We start from the raw sequence: 16792 nt of genomic DNA on the forward strand, positions 1-16792 counted from the left end.
TAAAACTTCTAACGCTATGCTTGACGAATAGCGATCGATCTAAATACCTTCATAAATCCCTAAGCCAATTAAGAGCAACCCCGCAACCCAAGCCAAGCGATCGCCTTGACAATGCTGAGTTAGTAATACCCCGCCTCCAATCCTTGTTTTGTCACTCTGGGGAATTTCAACGAATTTCCGCCATCACAGCCAACGAAAAATCAACGTTTCACCCCGATTTGACAGAAGAGGGATAATTTGACTCGCGATCGCAAAATTAAAAAAATTTAACCCAACTTTGAGCTAATTTTGAGAAAAAAAGAGAAGAGATAAAGCGATCGCCAGACCTCATTTTGTTCTGATGGGCTGACGATCGCTTTACTGCACGCTACTTACTGTACGCTACTAATGCTTCATTAAAGGCGACAAGACAAAATTTCTTGACGAGAGACCAATTTTTCCATATTGGCTTGAGTTTCGCAGAGTAATTGCACTCGGCTATCAGCGAGATTTGTCGCATTATTTCCCGAAAGACTGTCTGAGGTTTTCCCTTCAGGAAAAGAGGGGACGAGATTTTTGGCTTGTAAAGTCATGTGAAGTTGTAAGTCAGCAACATACTCGCTAATATCTTCACAAAATAATTCTTTTGGCTCGTGATTTTTTTGTAAACTTTTTGGTAAGTTCAATTTTCTCTCCCCCTTGAGAATGCAGTACCTTAGCAATACTTTTCAGACATTACCACCCCCTTTGCGGTTCTGGCAATTCAGTCCTCTCATTCCGCAACATATCTCAATATATCGTAATATTTGAGGAGAGCAACTAAACGAACTTGGGCAGGGGAAAAACGCCCCCCCGGTCGAGTAAAGCTGCAAATTCTGAAGGAGGAAGAGGTGGACTAAAGAAATACCCCTGACTGGCATAACAGTGTTGCTGCTTGAGAAAATGCAAATCGGCTTCCGTCGAGACTCCTTCAGCGATCGCACGACAGTTCAGTTTTCTGGCCATTTCTACGATTGTTGTCACAATTGCTGCATTGGTGGTATTGCGATCTAAATCTCGAATAAAACAGCGATCGATCTTAACAATATCAAAACTAAATTGTTGCAAATAACTTAACGAGCCATATCCCGTGCCAAAATCATCAATGGCAATGGCAATGCCAAGGGATTTTAATTCATTAATTTTTTGTTGGGTTAAGTGAATATTCTCCACCAAAATACTTTCAGTTAATTCCAATTCGAGGAGAGTGGGAGAAAATTGAGTTTGTTGTAAGACTCGGTGTAGGCGATCGCAGAAATGGACATCTTGCAATTGACGCACAGATAAATTAACCGCGAGAGCAAAGTCTTTTTGATATTTTTCTTGCCAATCTTTGACTTGTAAACAAGCCGTTTGTAAAATCCATTCTCCCATCTCAATAATGAAACCTAAATCCTCAGCAACCGGAATAAATTGTTCGGGAGAGATTACCCCTTTTTGCGGATGAAACCAGCGCATCAAGGCTTCCATTCCAATAATTTTTCCACTTTCTAAGCTGATTTGAGGCTGATAGTAAACTTGCAATTCTTGTCTTTTTAAGGCATAGCCTAAATGCGTTTCTAAAAACGAATGTTCGAGAGAATTTAGATAGAGTTTCGGAGTATAATATTGATATTGATTGCCACCTTGTTGCAAAGCATGATTTTTGGCAATTTCGGCGCGAGCGAGTAAATCGTCTAAATCCCAAGGAGTGCGATCGCCGATCGCAATTCCCATACTGGCCGTTAGCAGAATTTCCCGATCGCGAAGGAAAAAAGGCCGATAAAAATTATCTAAAATCCCGCAAGCAAATTTGCGAACATCGCAATTGTGGAGTAGAAAAACAAATTGATTGAGATTAAAATAAGCGAGATGAATGGAGTCTGAACGATCGCATTGCAATCGTCGAGCCACAGATTGCAAGATTGCCTCGATGGCGTGATGATGCCAAGTTTTCTGGAGGCGATCGAAGCAATCGAGAGAGAGAATACACAGTGCGATCGCCTCAGTCTCTATCTCCTTCGTATCAGACTCAGCTAACCATTTTTGCAAAGACAGCTTATTGGGCAATTGGACGAGGGGATCGTGATGAAGGAGATAATCAATTTGATGCTCTGCGTGTCGGAGGCGATCGCTCAAGCGTTCTTGCTTCCCGAGTTGGGTTTTTATCGCCCCGAGCAATTCTGAGAGGGAAAAAGGCTTAGTGAGATAATCATCGGCACCCAACTCCATGCCTTGGCGAAAATATTCTTTTTCAACTTTACCCGTTAAAAAGATAAACGGTACTGTTGCCAAATCCACATCTTGACGAATGGATTGCAAAATCTCATACCCATTCAATTCTGGAACGACCAGATCGCAGAGAATGAGATCGGGAGATTCTGCTTGTGCCAGTTGCAGTCCTTGGCGACCATTAGGAGTGGCTGTCAGTTCGTATCCTTCAAGGATGAGAACGTCGAGAAGATTGTCTCGGACGTTCTTATCATCTTCAATCACGAGAATTTTAGTCATGCCCATTTGAGAGCAGTCGAGAAGGGTGGAGGAGCTTGCTCTGATTTTAGGTTAACCGATCGCATCGAGTAAGTTATGAGTAGAGCGGAATTTCCTGTAGGCTTAACCTTGTGTTGCGATCGCTTTACAATTGAATCTTAAATCTTCCTTTGTCTTATACGCGTAAAAACAGAATCGGTAAATTTAATGTTAGTTTTTCGTCATTTAGTGGTTGTGAGTGCCGGAGCAGTCTTAGCTTGCGGCTATGGAGTCCAAGCGATGTCCCAAGAATCGCTGGCGACGGAGCGCTCTCTTCATCCATCAGAGCATCACCTTCCTTCAGAGGCAAATTTTTCGAGGGATTTTTCTCCGTCAGCAATAACGGAAAAACCCAAAAAAGACTCAAGCTCCAAGACAGAAGGAGAACCTTTGTCTCTTCGTCACGAGAGCGCTGTTTTGGAGAAGACAGGAAATCCCAGCACTGTCTTGACGATCGCGAATGAAGCGGAATCAGATGTAGAGGATATCGAGAGATTAGAGGCGATCGATATCACTTTAACCGAGACTGAATCTCGCAGAAACGCAATGTTGGAATCTGTGATAGATTCTTCTACTCCCTTCGATTTATCGTGGGAAGCTGACATCCCGGAGTTTCCTCTCGAACTTACCGAAGACCTGACCCAAACTTTTCTCCCTTCACAAACCGCACAAGCGCAAGATGTCGACTCCTCTCCCCGAGAAGAAGGCGATCCCGAAGATGAGGATTCAGTCATTGAAGAAGCTGAGGAAGTTTTCGAAGATGTTGCCCCTCTGCTTGCTCCCGAAGAATCATCCCCCCGAGGTCGTCAAATCATCCCTCCCCCCGAAAATCTCAATCCCAGTGGCAATCCCTTGCTGTTTCCCACAGAACCCGATGAAGTCACCATCGATCTTTCTCAGCCCATTACTTTAGAGCAAGCGATCGCTTTAGCTCGGCGCAATAATCAAGATTGGCGCATTGCTTGGCTCAACCTAGAAAAAGCCGATGCAGCCCTGCGACAAGCTCTAGCCGCCAACTTTCCCACCCTCAGTGCCGAAATTAACGTCAGTCGCACGGATTCTGCCACCACCGAACTCTCCAATCGTCGCTTAACCAATCGAGGCTTGAGCGCCTCCACCAGCGACACGACTACAGATTTAGTTGATGGAACCTTGCAATTAAGTTACACCCTCTACGACGGTGGCTCTCGTCCCGCCCAAATTCGCCAAGCCGAAGAAACCGTGCGTTTCAATCAATTAGAGGTCGAACGAGTCGCGGAGGTCTTGCGCCTCAATACAGCCAATGCTTACTATGCTTTGCAACAAGCTGATGCGACAGTAGGCATCGAACAAGCTGCCGTGGATGCGGCCAAGCAAACCCTACGGGATGCAGAACTGCTAGAACGAGCCGGTTTGGGAACGCGATTCGACGTTTTGCGAGCGCAAGTGGATCTGGCCAACAGCCAACAAAATTTAGTCAATGCTCGCGCCGATCGCAGAATTGCCAAGCGTCAATTGGTGCAAGTTTTAGCCTTGGGGGAACAGGTTGAAGTAACTATCGCCGATACGATCGAGCGCGTGGGGGACTGGAATTTATCCTTAGAGGAGACCATTATTCTCTCCTATCGCAATCGCGCAGAGTTAGAACAGCAGTTGGTACAGCGCGAGATTGACGAACAACAACGCCAAGTTGCCCTTTCTGTTCTCCGACCGCAAGTGAGCCTCTTTGCTAACTATAATGTGGCCAATATTCTCAGCTTTGGGGAAGGATTCGCCGATGGCTATGCGATCGGGGCAACCCTCTCATGGACTCTGTTTGATGGCGGAGCCGCCAAAGCCAATAGTCGGCAGGAGGAAATCGATATTGAAATTGCCGAAGCCAATTTTGAGCAGCAGCGCAAGAGCATCCGGGTTGAAGTCGAGGAAGCCTACGAAAACCTGAGAGCCAGCGATGAAAATATCAAAACCGCGATCGTGGCGGTGCAATTGGCCGAAGAGAGTTTGCGATTGGCTCGCTTGCGCTTTCAGGCAGGGGTGGGAACTCAAACCGAGGTCATTGACGCGCAAACGGAATTGACGCGATCGCGAGGCAATTTACTCACGGCGACAGTGGGTTATAATCGCGCTCTTGCTGCCCTGCAACGTGCTGTCAGCAATGTTCCCGACAATCGCCTCTTCGATTTGCCGTAATAAAGATCGCGATAGGGGCGTTCAAGTATTGAACGCCCCTACAAAAATTAATTATGATTCCGTGAACTACCTAACTGGAATAAAACCCCAACCTTTTTCTTCCTGTTCGTACATTTCCACCATTTTTTCCAACAGATCGGGATATTGTTGGGATAAATCGTGTTGTTCGGTGGGATCGATGCCGAGATTGAACAGTTTCCAAGGTTCTCGCTCGCCATCCCCCCAAACACCATCTCCCAATCGGAGGATTTTCCAATCTCCCAGATACAGAGCTTTATTGACAGTACCAAAGAGTTCAAACGCGATCGGCTCGTTGTCCCCATAGAGTCGCTCTGCCAAACCTTCAAACAAAGGACGCATGGATTTGCCTTCGATGGGATGGATTGTTCGGCCTTTATAGCTCGTACCGGGTTCGGCCACGCCAGCATAGTCTAATGCTGTCGGAGCTAAATCTTTCACAGAAGTGAAAGCGCTATTTTGGCCGATCCTGACTTTTCCGGGGTAGTGAACGAAGAAATGACCGCGAGTTCCTCCTTCGGCCATTGTTCCTTTTGCACCCCAGTGAGGTGTAGTCATCACCTGCGCCCAACCGTAACCCAAACCCGTGAAAGAGTTGGGATTGCCGATATTTTCGTAGCTATTGCTGTAACCGATCTCGCCGAGCCATTCTTTCCAATCTGGTAGGGAGGAAAAATCGCGCCAGCTTGCGCCATTATCCGTAAAGTAGATGATGATAGTATTTTCATACTCACCAATCTCTTTCAGGTAATCCACCAATCGTGCGATCTGTGCGTCCATGTATTCAACCATACCGGCATACACGGCCATTTTCTTAATTTCGATGCGGCGCTGGTCCGAACTCAGACTATTCCACGCTTCAACGGTTGACCAACGCGGGGGCAATTCCAAATAGTCTGGAATAATTCCCAATTCTTTTTGACGCTCGAAGCGTGCTTTTCGGAGTTCATCCCAACCCGCACTGTATTGGGCAAGGTATTTCTGATGGTATTGCGGGGGAACTTGCAGGGGTTCGTGAGGAGCCGTATGAGCGAGATAGCCAAAGAAAGGCTTGTTGGTATTCCGATTTTTTTCGATGAATTCAATCATCATATCGGTATAAGTTTTGGTGGTATAAAAATCATCGGGGGGATCGACAATTTCTCCATTGCGAGCGTAATTAGACTCGGCTCCCGGACCGAATCCAACCCGACCGTAGTGATCGGCACCACCCTCTAAGATGGCAAAGCTCTCTTCAAAACCGCGACCGTTCGGTCTCAGACGCTTCTCGTCTTCTCCGAGGTGCCATTTCCCGGTCATATAGGTGTGGTAGCCAGCATCTTTGAGTAAGGTTGCCACAGTCACGACATCATCGTTGAGAATCCCTTGATAAGCCGGACTGCCTCGCTGGTCGTCGGTGATGCGATCGGGCATCGTTCCCAAACCGGCGCGATGATTGTCCACTCCTGTCAAAATCATCGAACGGCTTGGGGAACAAGTCGGACCGGTGTGAAAGTTGGTTAACATCATGCCCTGTTTGGCAAGGGCATCCAAGTTGGGGGTGGGCAGTTCTCCTCCAAATACGCCCAGATCGGAATATCCCATATCATCGGCAATGATAAAAAGAATATTGGGACGCTTTCTGCCGCTAACTTGAGCTTCTGCTGTTTCTCGGAGAGAGGAAAACCCAACAAAACCCAAAGCACCAATTCCAACTACAATTAGAAAACGGGAAATTCTTCGGTACATAATGCAATATTGATTGACGCAATCAAAAATTTACAATTGAATTGAGGTGACTTGAGACCTATTTAACGGCATTGTACTTTCAATCTTAATTAGATCAAGATTAGTAAAGTTTTCTTAACAGTTAAATTAGGTAATCAGTCAATTTGATCTTAAGAAAATTTTACCCATCGCAACCAGTGCGCTCGCTTTAACGTAATTTGATTTAACTATTCGCAGGCACGGTCGCTAAGCGAAAGCCAATATGTGAAGTCCCTGTATCGGGAGCTTGGGCTTCTCGAGCTGCCGGACGATAACGACTGCAATAGTTTTGGGCGCATAGATAGGATCCGCCTTTGATGACGTGCTTGGCTGCACCGGGTTCTCGCGGATCGAAGCTATCTTCTGGGTTAGAGACAATGGGATCGATTTGAGAGGTCTTATGGTGATGACCTATACGATACCAGTCTTGCGTCCATTCCCAAACATTACCGGCCATGTCATAAAGGTCGTAATTATTGGGAGCAAAAGAACCAATGGGAGCGCTACTTAAATAGCCATCTTCCTCTGTATTTTGATAGGGGAATATTCCCTGCCAAGTATTGGCTTTTTGGGCAGAATAGGTATTGCCCCAAGTAAACTCTTTCTCTTTGAGTCCACCCCGAGCGGCAAATTCCCACTGAGCTTCTGTAGGTAAGGATTTACCCGCCCACTCAGCATAGGCGATCGCGTCCTCATAAGCAATCTGGACGACGGGGTAATTATCTTTTTGTTCGATATTGCTACTCGGCCCGGTGGGGTGCTGCCAATCTGCTCCAGGCACCCAATGCCACCAGCTTAATTCTCTCACTTGTTGTTTGCCGACTGGAGGAATAAAGACGATCGAACCAGGCGATCGCTGTTCTTCGGAAAGATTGGGGAATTCTTCGGCACTCAGAGGACGTTCGGCGAGAGTAAGATATCCTGTTTCTTTGACAAATTGGGCAAATTGGGAATTCGTTATTTCATATTGGTCGATACAAAAATCTGTGACTTTAACTTTAGCGATTCCTTTTTCTTCTCTGTAATGCTTTTCGGATCCCATTTGGAAGGTTCCGCCTTTAATCCATACCATGTCTTGAGAACAGTGACTGTTCCCTTCTCTATTGGCAACGATCTCAGTTTCTTGACCCCAAAGGCGTTGTGCTTGAAAAAGTTGAGGTCTCTTCAATAATGTTAAGCCTTGGTGCAGAAGTAGTATTGCAGCTAATCCGCCCAATACACAAGCCAGTAAAATCTTTTTGGTTTTTGTTTTCAGCATTTTTTCTGAACTGATAAATTGAGAATCATTACTTGAGCTTTTGTTTAGAGAAACTCTTCTCAAAGATGTGGAAGTATTTTACCGTAACTTAGATAAAATTTCAATTTTTTCGCTCGGGCGATCGCTCAGTTTTTTGGCTTTGATTTAACAAGATTTCTTGATGTTTCCAGATTTTTTTCTCATGCGGCGATCTTCAGTTACTTTATTTTTGTTTCGGTTCTTCAGAGGTTTCTAAATTGAAGAAGCTATAAAAAATTGAAGGCTGTACGCCAATATATTTAACAGCAAGAATACTCAACCAGATATTCCAAACGACGAGGGTAAAACTGGTGGTCATGGCTGCCCCAACCATACCAAATTTAGGAATAGCGATCGCATTTAGCCCCAAGTTGAGTAGCGCACTAAAAGCAAACACGGGTAAGGATTTATTTTGATGTCCTGTCATGACCATCAAACAAGCTACAGTACCACAAAGGGAGTCTACTAAACGACCCAAAACCAGAACCTTCAGAGGAGAAATTGCTGGCATGAACTCTGCACCAAAAATACTCAAAACGGGAGCCGTAAAAATGAGTAAGAATGAACCGATCGCCATAGACGGCCAGAAAATCCAAACCGTTACGCGAGAAACGACTCGTTGCAATTCTGCCATATTCTTTTGCGTATGAAGCATGGCAAAAGCAGGAGCGGCAACAATGATGGTAATTTCTAAAATAAAGCCGACCCACAAGGCTGTTTTGACGGCAACATTATAAACTCCTGCGGCTTCCGGACCGACCAAAGAACCCACCATAATAATATCAGTTTCATCTAAGATATAGAGAAAGGCACGTTGTAACAATAAAACCAGAGAAATCTCAATCCATTGGCGATAAGCGTAAACAGTCAGAGCGGGTTTCAGGGTTTGCTTAATTCTTTCCCATAACAATAATCTTTGAAAAATGAGAATAATTGCTAAAGCGGAGATAGCGACACCAAGCATGGGAATGCTTTTAACTTCATGGTTAATTTCTAAAAGCAAAAATCCTCCACAAAGAACCAGAATCGGCCAAATTACTAAATAGGGAAGGTAGGCACTAATAATATCTTCTAATGCTCGTGTTGTTTCCAGTTGTAATTGGACTAGTGCTTGGAGAGGAATTAAGCCAATGCCAATTAATAAAGGCAGAGCATAGGGAGAATTATAATAAGAATTAATGAAGAGAATGACAGCGATCGCAATGCCACATAACAGCACACTTGCTCCTAAGGTTAGGAACAAACTCCCGCGAATAATCCCTCTCGCTAACCCCCATTCCTGTTTAACGCGATATTCTGAAACCGATCGCATGACTGTGCGAGGAAGCCCCAAACTCGCGGGAATCGCTAATAGTAATGACCAAGCAAGAACATATTCATAAATTCCATATTCTGTTCTTCCCATCCAGCGAGCGAGAAAGATTTGTAACAGGTAAATTAAAATTAATCCCGATGCTTTAATAATTAAAGCGATCGAGGCCTCTTTTGCCAGAACATCTAAACGGACAGTTTTTGAAGTTGGAGAGAAAGTATATTCAGCCATATAAACTAAGTGTTTGTAATAATATATCTGGGAAAGATAGGTATTTACTGCTCTACATCTCTAATTGTCGAGCAGTTGATAAATAGTAATGTTTGGCATTGATACTCATTTGTTGTTCTGCGAGAATTTTTAAGGTTTGAACTTTCAAGTGTTTGGCTTCTTCGCTACGAAATTTTAATGCAATGAGATAATCTACAAGTTGTAATGTCCATTGATAATCTCGCGAAGTAAAAGATTTTTGAGTTGCTTGCCAAAGTTGTTCTTTTCCTCCTACGAGTCGAGCAATTCGAGTTGCATTTTCTACGGTTGACAAGGGAAATAAATGAGTAGGATTACCGTCAAACCAGCCTAAATAGTGACCATAAATTCCTCGCACCGTCCAAGGAACAGTGCCATAAATCTCCTGAAGATAAGGTTTGGTTGCTAATTCTGGTGGTAATTTTACAACTTCAACCAATTCATCGGGAGTTAAACCGCGATTTATACCAGCAAGAGTTTGCTCGAAAATAGAGGCCATTCCTTGTCGATAATCACTCAGAATGTGTTGAATGTTTTCAGTCCCTGTTATGGGTAAAGAATGACCGGAAATGAGGTATTCTGGTACTTCAGCAATGATTTTATCAAGGCTGCGAACCCATTGTTCGATATCTCGATAAGAGCCTCGGATTGAATAAAGATTGGGAAAAGCGCGATAAAAATTGTCTCCACATAATAATACTTTCTTCTCGGGCAGCCAAACATAAAGATGATCGTCAGTTTCTCCGGGAGCCGCGACTAATTCTAAAGCAATTCCTGCAATATTTAAGGACAATCTTTCGGCTGTAAATCGATGAGTCGGGGGAATAAATCCATTACCAACATTCTTGAGGGGAAATTTACACCATGTTTTGTTGAGAGAGATAATTTGCTTAAGATCGATAAAGGCACCATGTTGAAGATCGGTTCTATAGCGATCGATTTGCTGGAGTTGGCTATCTCTTACTCCTCCTTCTTGGAAATTAGCTCTTGCGTAAATAGCAGGGCGATCGCCAGCGATAAAAGCCCGAGTCCCGCCGATATGATCGTAATGAGAATGCGTATAAATAATAGCTTTAATCGGTTTTTGGGTAACTTCTCGGAATTGAGCAAAAACTCTTTGTGCGGCTTCAATATTATCTCCTGTATCGACAATAATTGCGCCCCCATCACCTTCAATTAGGGTAATATGCGCCCTCGTATTTCCTACGGCAACATAAACGCCGGATGTTACCTCAATAATTTTTGGCTGACATTCTTGATGAGAATGGGTTAAATTTTCTGCTAAAATAGGAGAGCTATTAATGAGGAAAAACAATAACCCCAATAAACTTAGAATCTTGAAGGTATTTGCGATCGCATTGCGACCGAATGCAAAGTTCATAGCCAATTTTGAGAAAAGAGAAAACAATAGGGTAGCCTAGAATAAGCTACCCTGATATTTTTTGATTTAATTATGCAGCTTTCTCAAATATTCCGATACGGTATGCCCGACAAAATCTCCATGTAAAATGCCTTTGTCTGTGAGGGTTACTTCACCATTTCCGATCGCAATAAATCCTTCATTTTCTAGTTTGTTCAAAGGTTCAGCGCAGAGAGATTCTAATTTAAAGCCATATTGAGCTTTAAACTTATTCAGGTCAAAACGCAATAATTTCATCCCCAACAAAATATCGCGAACCATGAGATCTTGAGCGGTAAATTGATAGCCGCGCACGAGAGGGAGTTCTCCAGACTGAACGATTTCACCATATTTATCGAGGTCGCTGGTATTTTGGAGAAGGAAGCCGTCCATGCTGCCAAATGCAGAGACTCCCAACCCGTAAAACTCCATTCCCTGCCAAATGTTGTAAATGTATTCGCTGCGATCGCTATTATTCTTCGTGTAGGTAAAGAAACTCCAAGGAATATAATTCTGGCGAGACAATTCTCCCATTGCATATTCCATGAAACCTTTTTCCTGTTCGGTATCGGGTAAATTAATCTTTTCTTCCCGTACCCCTTGCTTGTAAACATCTGTATTGGCAAAGGCTTCCATCTGATAAACAGTAATGCTCTCAACTCCCGTTTTAATGGCACACTCAACGCTCTTTTGCCAAGTTTCATCGGTTTCCCCGGCCAAACCGCTTAACAAGTCGATATTAATCGTCCATTTTCCTTGACCTGCTTTTTGAGCCATTTCAATAGCACGATAAGCCTGTTTGCGATCGTGACCGCGACCGCTTAATTTAATAATATCTTCCACAAAAGATTGAATCCCCATACTCAAGCGAGTTACGCCTAATTGGGCGAGGGTTTCCAGTTTGCTTTTGGAAATGGTTAAAGGTTCCGCTTCCAGTGCCAATTGTTGGCGGTTGTCGAATTGTTTGAATGTTTCTCGCAACGTCCCGACCAATTTTTCAAAATGATGTTCTTGTAGCAAGCTGGGAGTTCCACCGCCAAAATAAATGGCGTGAATAGGACGATTTCCCAGATCGAAGCGATCGCTAACCAATTTGATTTCTTGACATAATGCGTCAACATAAGGTGTTACCTCGGGACGCTCCTTGAGATCGACGGTTTTGTAATAGCAAAAAGAACACCGTTGCGTACAAAACGGAATATGTAAATAAAGACAAATTGGCCGATCTTGTAATTTATCCTCAATCGCCGATCGCTTCCATTTTTTAAACGGTGGATAGTTAGGAGTTAAGGGAATTCGTTGGACATCGAGCTTGCTTTTGGGGTCGGCAATGGCAATCATGAGCGTTGAGTAATGAGTAATGGGTAATGAGTGATAGAGCTAGACACAAGTTAGCGTTTTCTCGGTTTTACCTGACGGATTCCACGGCTTTTTCTCGGGATGCTAATTTTTGAGAAACAAACTCAGATAAAATACGCAAACTGCTAAAGTATTCCGGATTGAGTTCCATATCAGAAAATTCAATCTCAAACTTTTCTTCTATCAGAGAAATTAATTCTACGATCACGATAGAATCCAATCCCAATCCTCCTTCAAATAAAGAGACATTTTCGTCAATTTCCTCCTTTTTAAAATTGACATCGAGGTCATCGGCAATGATGACTTTAAGTTTTTCAATGATTGCTTGACTCATGATGATTCTTTAATGCTCCTGCTTTGAATTGGGTTGCTTTTACTGCGATCGCGAGGGTTTAAACTGCGATTCGATTTGCCGAAAAAAAATTAACTCGGCTTCTTTATAACAAGTTTTTGTTCATGGCGATAGGATTGTAACAGATTTTTAATATTGCCTTGTTAAAGCGTCTCTTCAGGCAATCTTTGGGTTAATTTTTGGCGATCTACTTTACCATTAGGCAACAAGGGTAAAGTTTTTTCTAGGATAATCTCATCGGGAATTGCATGTCTTGGTAATAGAGCGAAACAATGAGAACGAATCTCCGAGTCAGAAACTGGGGAAGAATTTTTGATGGTTGCATCTTTCGCGGGGATACAATAAGCAAATAGTTTTTTTCCGCGCTGACTTTCCCCTTTCGAAACAACCACAACTTTGTCAATTGTTTCAAGGCTTTCGATCGCTTTCTCGACATCGGTAAAGAAAACGAGAAGACCGTTACGGTTGACGCTATGGTCGCAGCGACCGATAACTTCTAGTCCATCTTGCCAGATCCGACCGAAATCTTTGGTGCAAAACCAATCGTTTTTTTCTAAAGCGAGAGGATGTCCTTTCTCATCAACATAACCCTCAAAACCGCAGTCATGCTGACACCATAGTTCTCCTGCTCCTTCCATGTCTGTCACTTCTGCAAGGGATTTTGCCTCTAGGTGCATTTGTACCCCCGGCATGGGCTGCCCGACGGTACGAGAGCGAACTTCCCCAGAATCTTCGGGGCTGCCCGCCGCGATCGCGCCCATTTCCGTGCTGCCGTATAATTTCACCAAGCAACCGAAACGCTCGTTATATTGTCTAAAGGTATCTTCTCGCACGCGATCGCCGGCTGCAACGGTTAATTTATAAGGTCTTGGCGAGCGGCGACCCCGCAAGAGGGTTTCGCAAAAAATGGGGGTCATAAAGGCAACATTGGGATTGAATTCTCGTTCCCGTTGCAGATATCGCAATAAATTAGCCCCTTTTTGCAAGTCGATGGCGGCACCGGCCATGACTCCAGGTAAAAATGCGGCACCTAACCCGTACATGTGAAAAATAGGCACGGGAATGGCAATGCGATCGCTACCCTCAAGCTGCAATCGCTTGACACAGTTCAGAACATTGTGTCGCAATTTGGTATGAGAATGAGCCACCAGTTTAGGATTCCCCGTACTTCCTGAAGTTCGCACGTAGAGGGTAGGAGTCGTCTCGGTTGTAGAAGAGCTTTCCGCTTCCCAACGATCGCTTTCCCAAATTTGCAAGAAGCGATCGGGCTGAGACAGTATTGCATTTTCTGCCTCCGCTACCTCATGAATCCGCAGTCCGTAACGACAGAATGCTGGAATTTCTGGCTTATTTTCCTCAGAAGCATTGGCCGCCTTGGGGAACAAGAGAAAACTATAATCTCGCTCGAATAGATAGAGTAAGACTAAAGCACTGGGAACTGAATTGACGCACTCCAAGGCCAGCCGATAGCCGCGATCGATTTTATATTTGCTAAAGAAGCGATCGAGTTTCTTAAAGGTTTCCGGGAGTTCCGAGTAGGAATGAGTCAATTGCCCATCTGTCAGCACTCTAGGTGGCAAAGAATTGTTGACAAATTTCATTACGCTATTAAAAAGCAATGCTGTAAAAAAGTAACGTTATCAAAAGCAACGTCAGTTTTTCTGACCGGACAAAATGAGGCAATGAATAACATTTATTTGCTGTTAAACAACTCTTTTTGTCTCACAAAATAAAGACTCTTGCTTGTTTTAATATGATTATTCTAAGGAAGTCGTTCTTAGTTTATCCTTTGAATACTATGTTTCAATGAATCCACAAATTAAGACAAGAGCATTCAGTGCTAAAACAGCAAATAATAGAGGTGACATTTAAGAGAAATGTCTGATTGCTTTAACACCAAATGTCGTTATATCCCTAGCTAAACATACTCAACATGATTTTGTACCCATTATTTTCATAAAGAATTGTAAATGCTCAAAAAGAGCAATGATACTGGAGAGAAAAAACTTTATGTGTTTATCTCTTTTGTTTAAAGTCGTACTCAAACAAGGAATCATCTCTTTTAGCGATATTTTTTCTCACAAATTGCAAGGAATGAGAACCCCTATCTCAATGCGATCGCAATGTAATATTCTGTTTTTTTCAGAGTCTGGCAGACATTACCCAGTTATACCCCCGTATTGGGCAATGATACGCAGTTCTTTCAGTATTGTCCACAACTGTAACTCAAGCTACACCCAATCGCCTAGAGAAAAATTCTCAACTTCAACAAATGCTGACAATTAAAATTTTCTCTACTGAGATAATTTTAATTTCTGTAAAAGAAAGATGTGAATTGAGAGTTTTGCTTAATATTAAGAGCAAATCTTCAAGCCACAGCCCAAAATTCAGCCTCATTTTCTCTACCATGTTAGAAAGTTTAGCCAAAATCAAAAATCCTCTCGTGCGAGGTGTAACGGCAGCTTGTATTACTGCTTCCTCGATTGTCATGATATCTGGAGCGATCGCGGGTTTTGCCGATCCCAAAGCTAAAAACGATCGGACTCACAAAGTTATAGCTTATGCGACTCTCATCGGCGGAGTAGGTGGAGCGTTATTCGGTTCACTCGTGCAAAAAAAAGAGAAGCGATCGCCTCAACCTTCTGCCACAACAGCAACAAAAGAGAAGGTGTGGAAGGATTGGCGTAATTTTGTTGTCGATCGCAAGGTTAAAGAAAGCCAAGAAATTACCTCCTTTTATCTCAAACCCGAAGATGGTGGCGATCTCCCTGATTTTAAACCCGGTCAATTTTTAACGATTCAACTCAATATTCCCGAACAATCACGTCCTATTATTCGCACTTATTCTCTCTCTGACTATCCCGAGAAGCAGACTTATTATCGTTTATCGATCAAACGAGAAGCCGCACCCAAAGGATTAGAAGTTCCTCCCGGAATATCTTCTAATTTTATGCACGATCGCATTCAAAAAGGTTCGATCATTGCCGCCAAACCTCCTAATGGCAAATTTTTCCTCGACGTACAAAAATCTACCCCAGCAATTTTAGTCAGTAATGGGGTTGGCTTAACTCCTATGTTAAGTATGGCTAAATCTTGTTCTCGGCTCAATCGAGATCGCCCAGTTTGGTATATTCACGGTGCTCGAAATGGTGCTTATCACGCTTGTCGGGAAGAAATTCTCGCGATCGCGGCGGAAAATCCCAATTTGCACGTACATTTTTGCTACAGTCGCCCCCAACCGGAAGATGAAGGAAAATATAACTCTCGGGGCTATGCAGATATAAATTTAATTAAAGAGAGCGTCGTCCCGGAATTGACTGAGAAAAGTTTGGCACAAGCAGAGTATTTTCTCTGTGGCTCTCCCTTTTTTTTAAAGTCCCTGCGAGAAGGTTTAGCCGCATGGGGTGTGGAAAGCGATCGCGTTTTTTATGAGGAATTTACTAAAAGTAAAAAAGCGCTCCCAAATATTCCACTGTCCACTGAAACCGAAGGAAAAACCGCAGAGATCGTATTTGCGCGATCGGGGAAAACATTGACTTGGCAGCCTGCGGATGGCACAATCTTAGACTTTGCTGAAGCGAAAGGAATTAATCCACCTTTTAGTTGTCGTCAAGGAATCTGTTTGACTTGTATGTGTGAAATACAAGTCGGAGAGATCGAATATGCAGAACCTCCAACGGGAACTCCCGATGAAGGTTCTGTGTTGATTTGTGTTGGCAAACCGAAAACTACCAAAATTGTCCTCAATTTATAGATTGGGTTAGCCGAGCCTCGATTGATTTTATGGGACTGAGTGGAGATTTTCCACCTCAGCATAATCATTTATTAAATTGCAGCTACAACTGGTTTCTGACTCGCTGCTTTTTTTAGCATGGTTTCTGAGAATTCTCGAGCGACATTTTCACTCTCCTGACTGTCCGGTTGTGAAATAGTTGCCTCTTGAGTTACTGTACTTTGTTCGTTAACACAAAGGCGTTGGCAGGGAATAGTATCGGAAAGAATTGCACTCGCCATCATGCCCGAGTGAATTTCTAAAAGAGCTTCGGGGACGGCTTCAAAAACTAAACGCTGTCCGGGGAAAACGACTCTTTCAAAGTACCAATTCGAAATATTCGTAATGCGAGCCACTTGAATTTGGTTGGTCGCGTTCACGTAGCAACATAGAACGGGTGTTCCAATGGTGTTGGGAATGGGATCGAGGATCTGAGACATGATAACTGAGGCGTGATATAAGGTGTTTACTATGACATTCCTAACGTAACATTTTGCGATCCCCAACTGCTGTAAACATGAATACCAATCTGATTTTTCCCTCCCGAGGTGGAAGAGAAAATCTAAAAAAATAGGGATATTATAACTAGTTCTTCGGGGAATTGAGGTTATATT

The 16792-nt window shown here is 43.4% G+C and carries 12 protein-coding genes; 2 read left to right on the forward strand and 10 right to left on the reverse strand.

All coding sequences use genetic code 11. The features are described from left to right. Window positions 1-395 precede the first annotated feature (395 nt). Together AC6RV6_RS09805 and AC6RV6_RS09810 are read right to left on the reverse strand one after the other, a co-directional pair. On the reverse strand, window positions 396-665 hold the full coding sequence (locus tag AC6RV6_RS09805) for a hypothetical protein (protein ID WP_500240658.1): 270 nt from the start codon (window positions 663-665) through the stop codon (window positions 396-398). Window positions 666-798: 133 nt separating this feature from the next. Next, window positions 799-2508, reverse strand: coding sequence for an EAL domain-containing response regulator (locus AC6RV6_RS09810; RefSeq protein WP_500240659.1), 1710 nt, complete (start codon window positions 2506-2508; stop codon window positions 799-801). Between the two features lie 186 nt (window positions 2509-2694). Between AC6RV6_RS09810 and AC6RV6_RS09815 the strand changes: the two genes are divergently transcribed. Next, entirely contained in the window at window positions 2695-4695 is a 2001-nt protein-coding gene (locus tag AC6RV6_RS09815) for a TolC family protein (protein WP_500240660.1), read from the forward strand. A 66-nt stretch (window positions 4696-4761) separates the two neighbouring features. On the opposite strand, the gene AC6RV6_RS09820 is transcribed toward AC6RV6_RS09815, so the two are convergent. From AC6RV6_RS09820 to AC6RV6_RS09850, 7 genes are all read right to left on the reverse strand, one after another. Beyond that, the gene (locus AC6RV6_RS09820; protein WP_500240661.1) at window positions 4762-6441 is read right to left on the reverse strand and encodes an arylsulfatase; all 1680 of its coding nucleotides are present in this window, start codon (window positions 6439-6441) and stop codon (window positions 4762-4764) included. Between the two features lie 202 nt (window positions 6442-6643). Next, window positions 6644-7717 carry a formylglycine-generating enzyme family protein gene (locus AC6RV6_RS09825; RefSeq protein WP_500240662.1) on the reverse strand — a complete coding sequence of 358 codons (1074 nt, stop codon included), beginning with the start codon at window positions 7715-7717 and terminating at the stop codon, window positions 6644-6646. Between the two features lie 202 nt (window positions 7718-7919). After that, window positions 7920-9278 (reverse strand): flippase, encoded by a 1359-nt coding sequence (locus AC6RV6_RS09830; protein ID WP_500240663.1) that lies wholly within the window; start codon window positions 9276-9278, stop codon window positions 7920-7922. Between the two features lie 52 nt (window positions 9279-9330). Next, window positions 9331-10677: an alkyl sulfatase dimerization domain-containing protein gene (locus AC6RV6_RS09835; protein ID WP_500240664.1), complete on the reverse strand. Its 1347-nt coding sequence runs from the start codon at window positions 10675-10677 to the stop codon at window positions 9331-9333. Window positions 10678-10743: 66 nt separating this feature from the next. After that, the gene (locus AC6RV6_RS09840) at window positions 10744-12036 is read right to left on the reverse strand and encodes a coproporphyrinogen-III oxidase family protein (protein WP_500240665.1); all 1293 of its coding nucleotides are present in this window, start codon (window positions 12034-12036) and stop codon (window positions 10744-10746) included. Window positions 12037-12103: 67 nt separating this feature from the next. Beyond that, window positions 12104-12388, reverse strand: a complete 285-nt coding sequence (locus tag AC6RV6_RS09845; protein WP_500240666.1) for an acyl carrier protein — start codon at window positions 12386-12388, stop codon at window positions 12104-12106. 161 nt (window positions 12389-12549) lie between these two features. Continuing rightward, window positions 12550-14007: a class I adenylate-forming enzyme family protein gene (locus tag AC6RV6_RS09850; RefSeq protein WP_500240667.1), complete on the reverse strand. Its 1458-nt coding sequence runs from the start codon at window positions 14005-14007 to the stop codon at window positions 12550-12552. An 806-nt stretch (window positions 14008-14813) separates the two neighbouring features. Here AC6RV6_RS09850 and AC6RV6_RS09855 point away from each other — a divergent pair. Then, the gene (locus AC6RV6_RS09855) at window positions 14814-16160 is read left to right on the forward strand and encodes a 2Fe-2S iron-sulfur cluster-binding protein (protein WP_500240668.1); all 1347 of its coding nucleotides are present in this window, start codon (window positions 14814-14816) and stop codon (window positions 16158-16160) included. A 71-nt stretch (window positions 16161-16231) separates the two neighbouring features. Here AC6RV6_RS09855 and AC6RV6_RS09860 read toward each other — a convergent pair whose 3' ends face one another. Beyond that, window positions 16232-16618 (reverse strand): DUF1830 domain-containing protein, encoded by a 387-nt coding sequence (locus AC6RV6_RS09860; RefSeq protein ID WP_500240669.1) that lies wholly within the window; start codon window positions 16616-16618, stop codon window positions 16232-16234. Window positions 16619-16792: the final 174 nt, after the last annotated feature.

Source organism: Spirulina sp. LEGE 11439, from assembly GCF_059821285.1.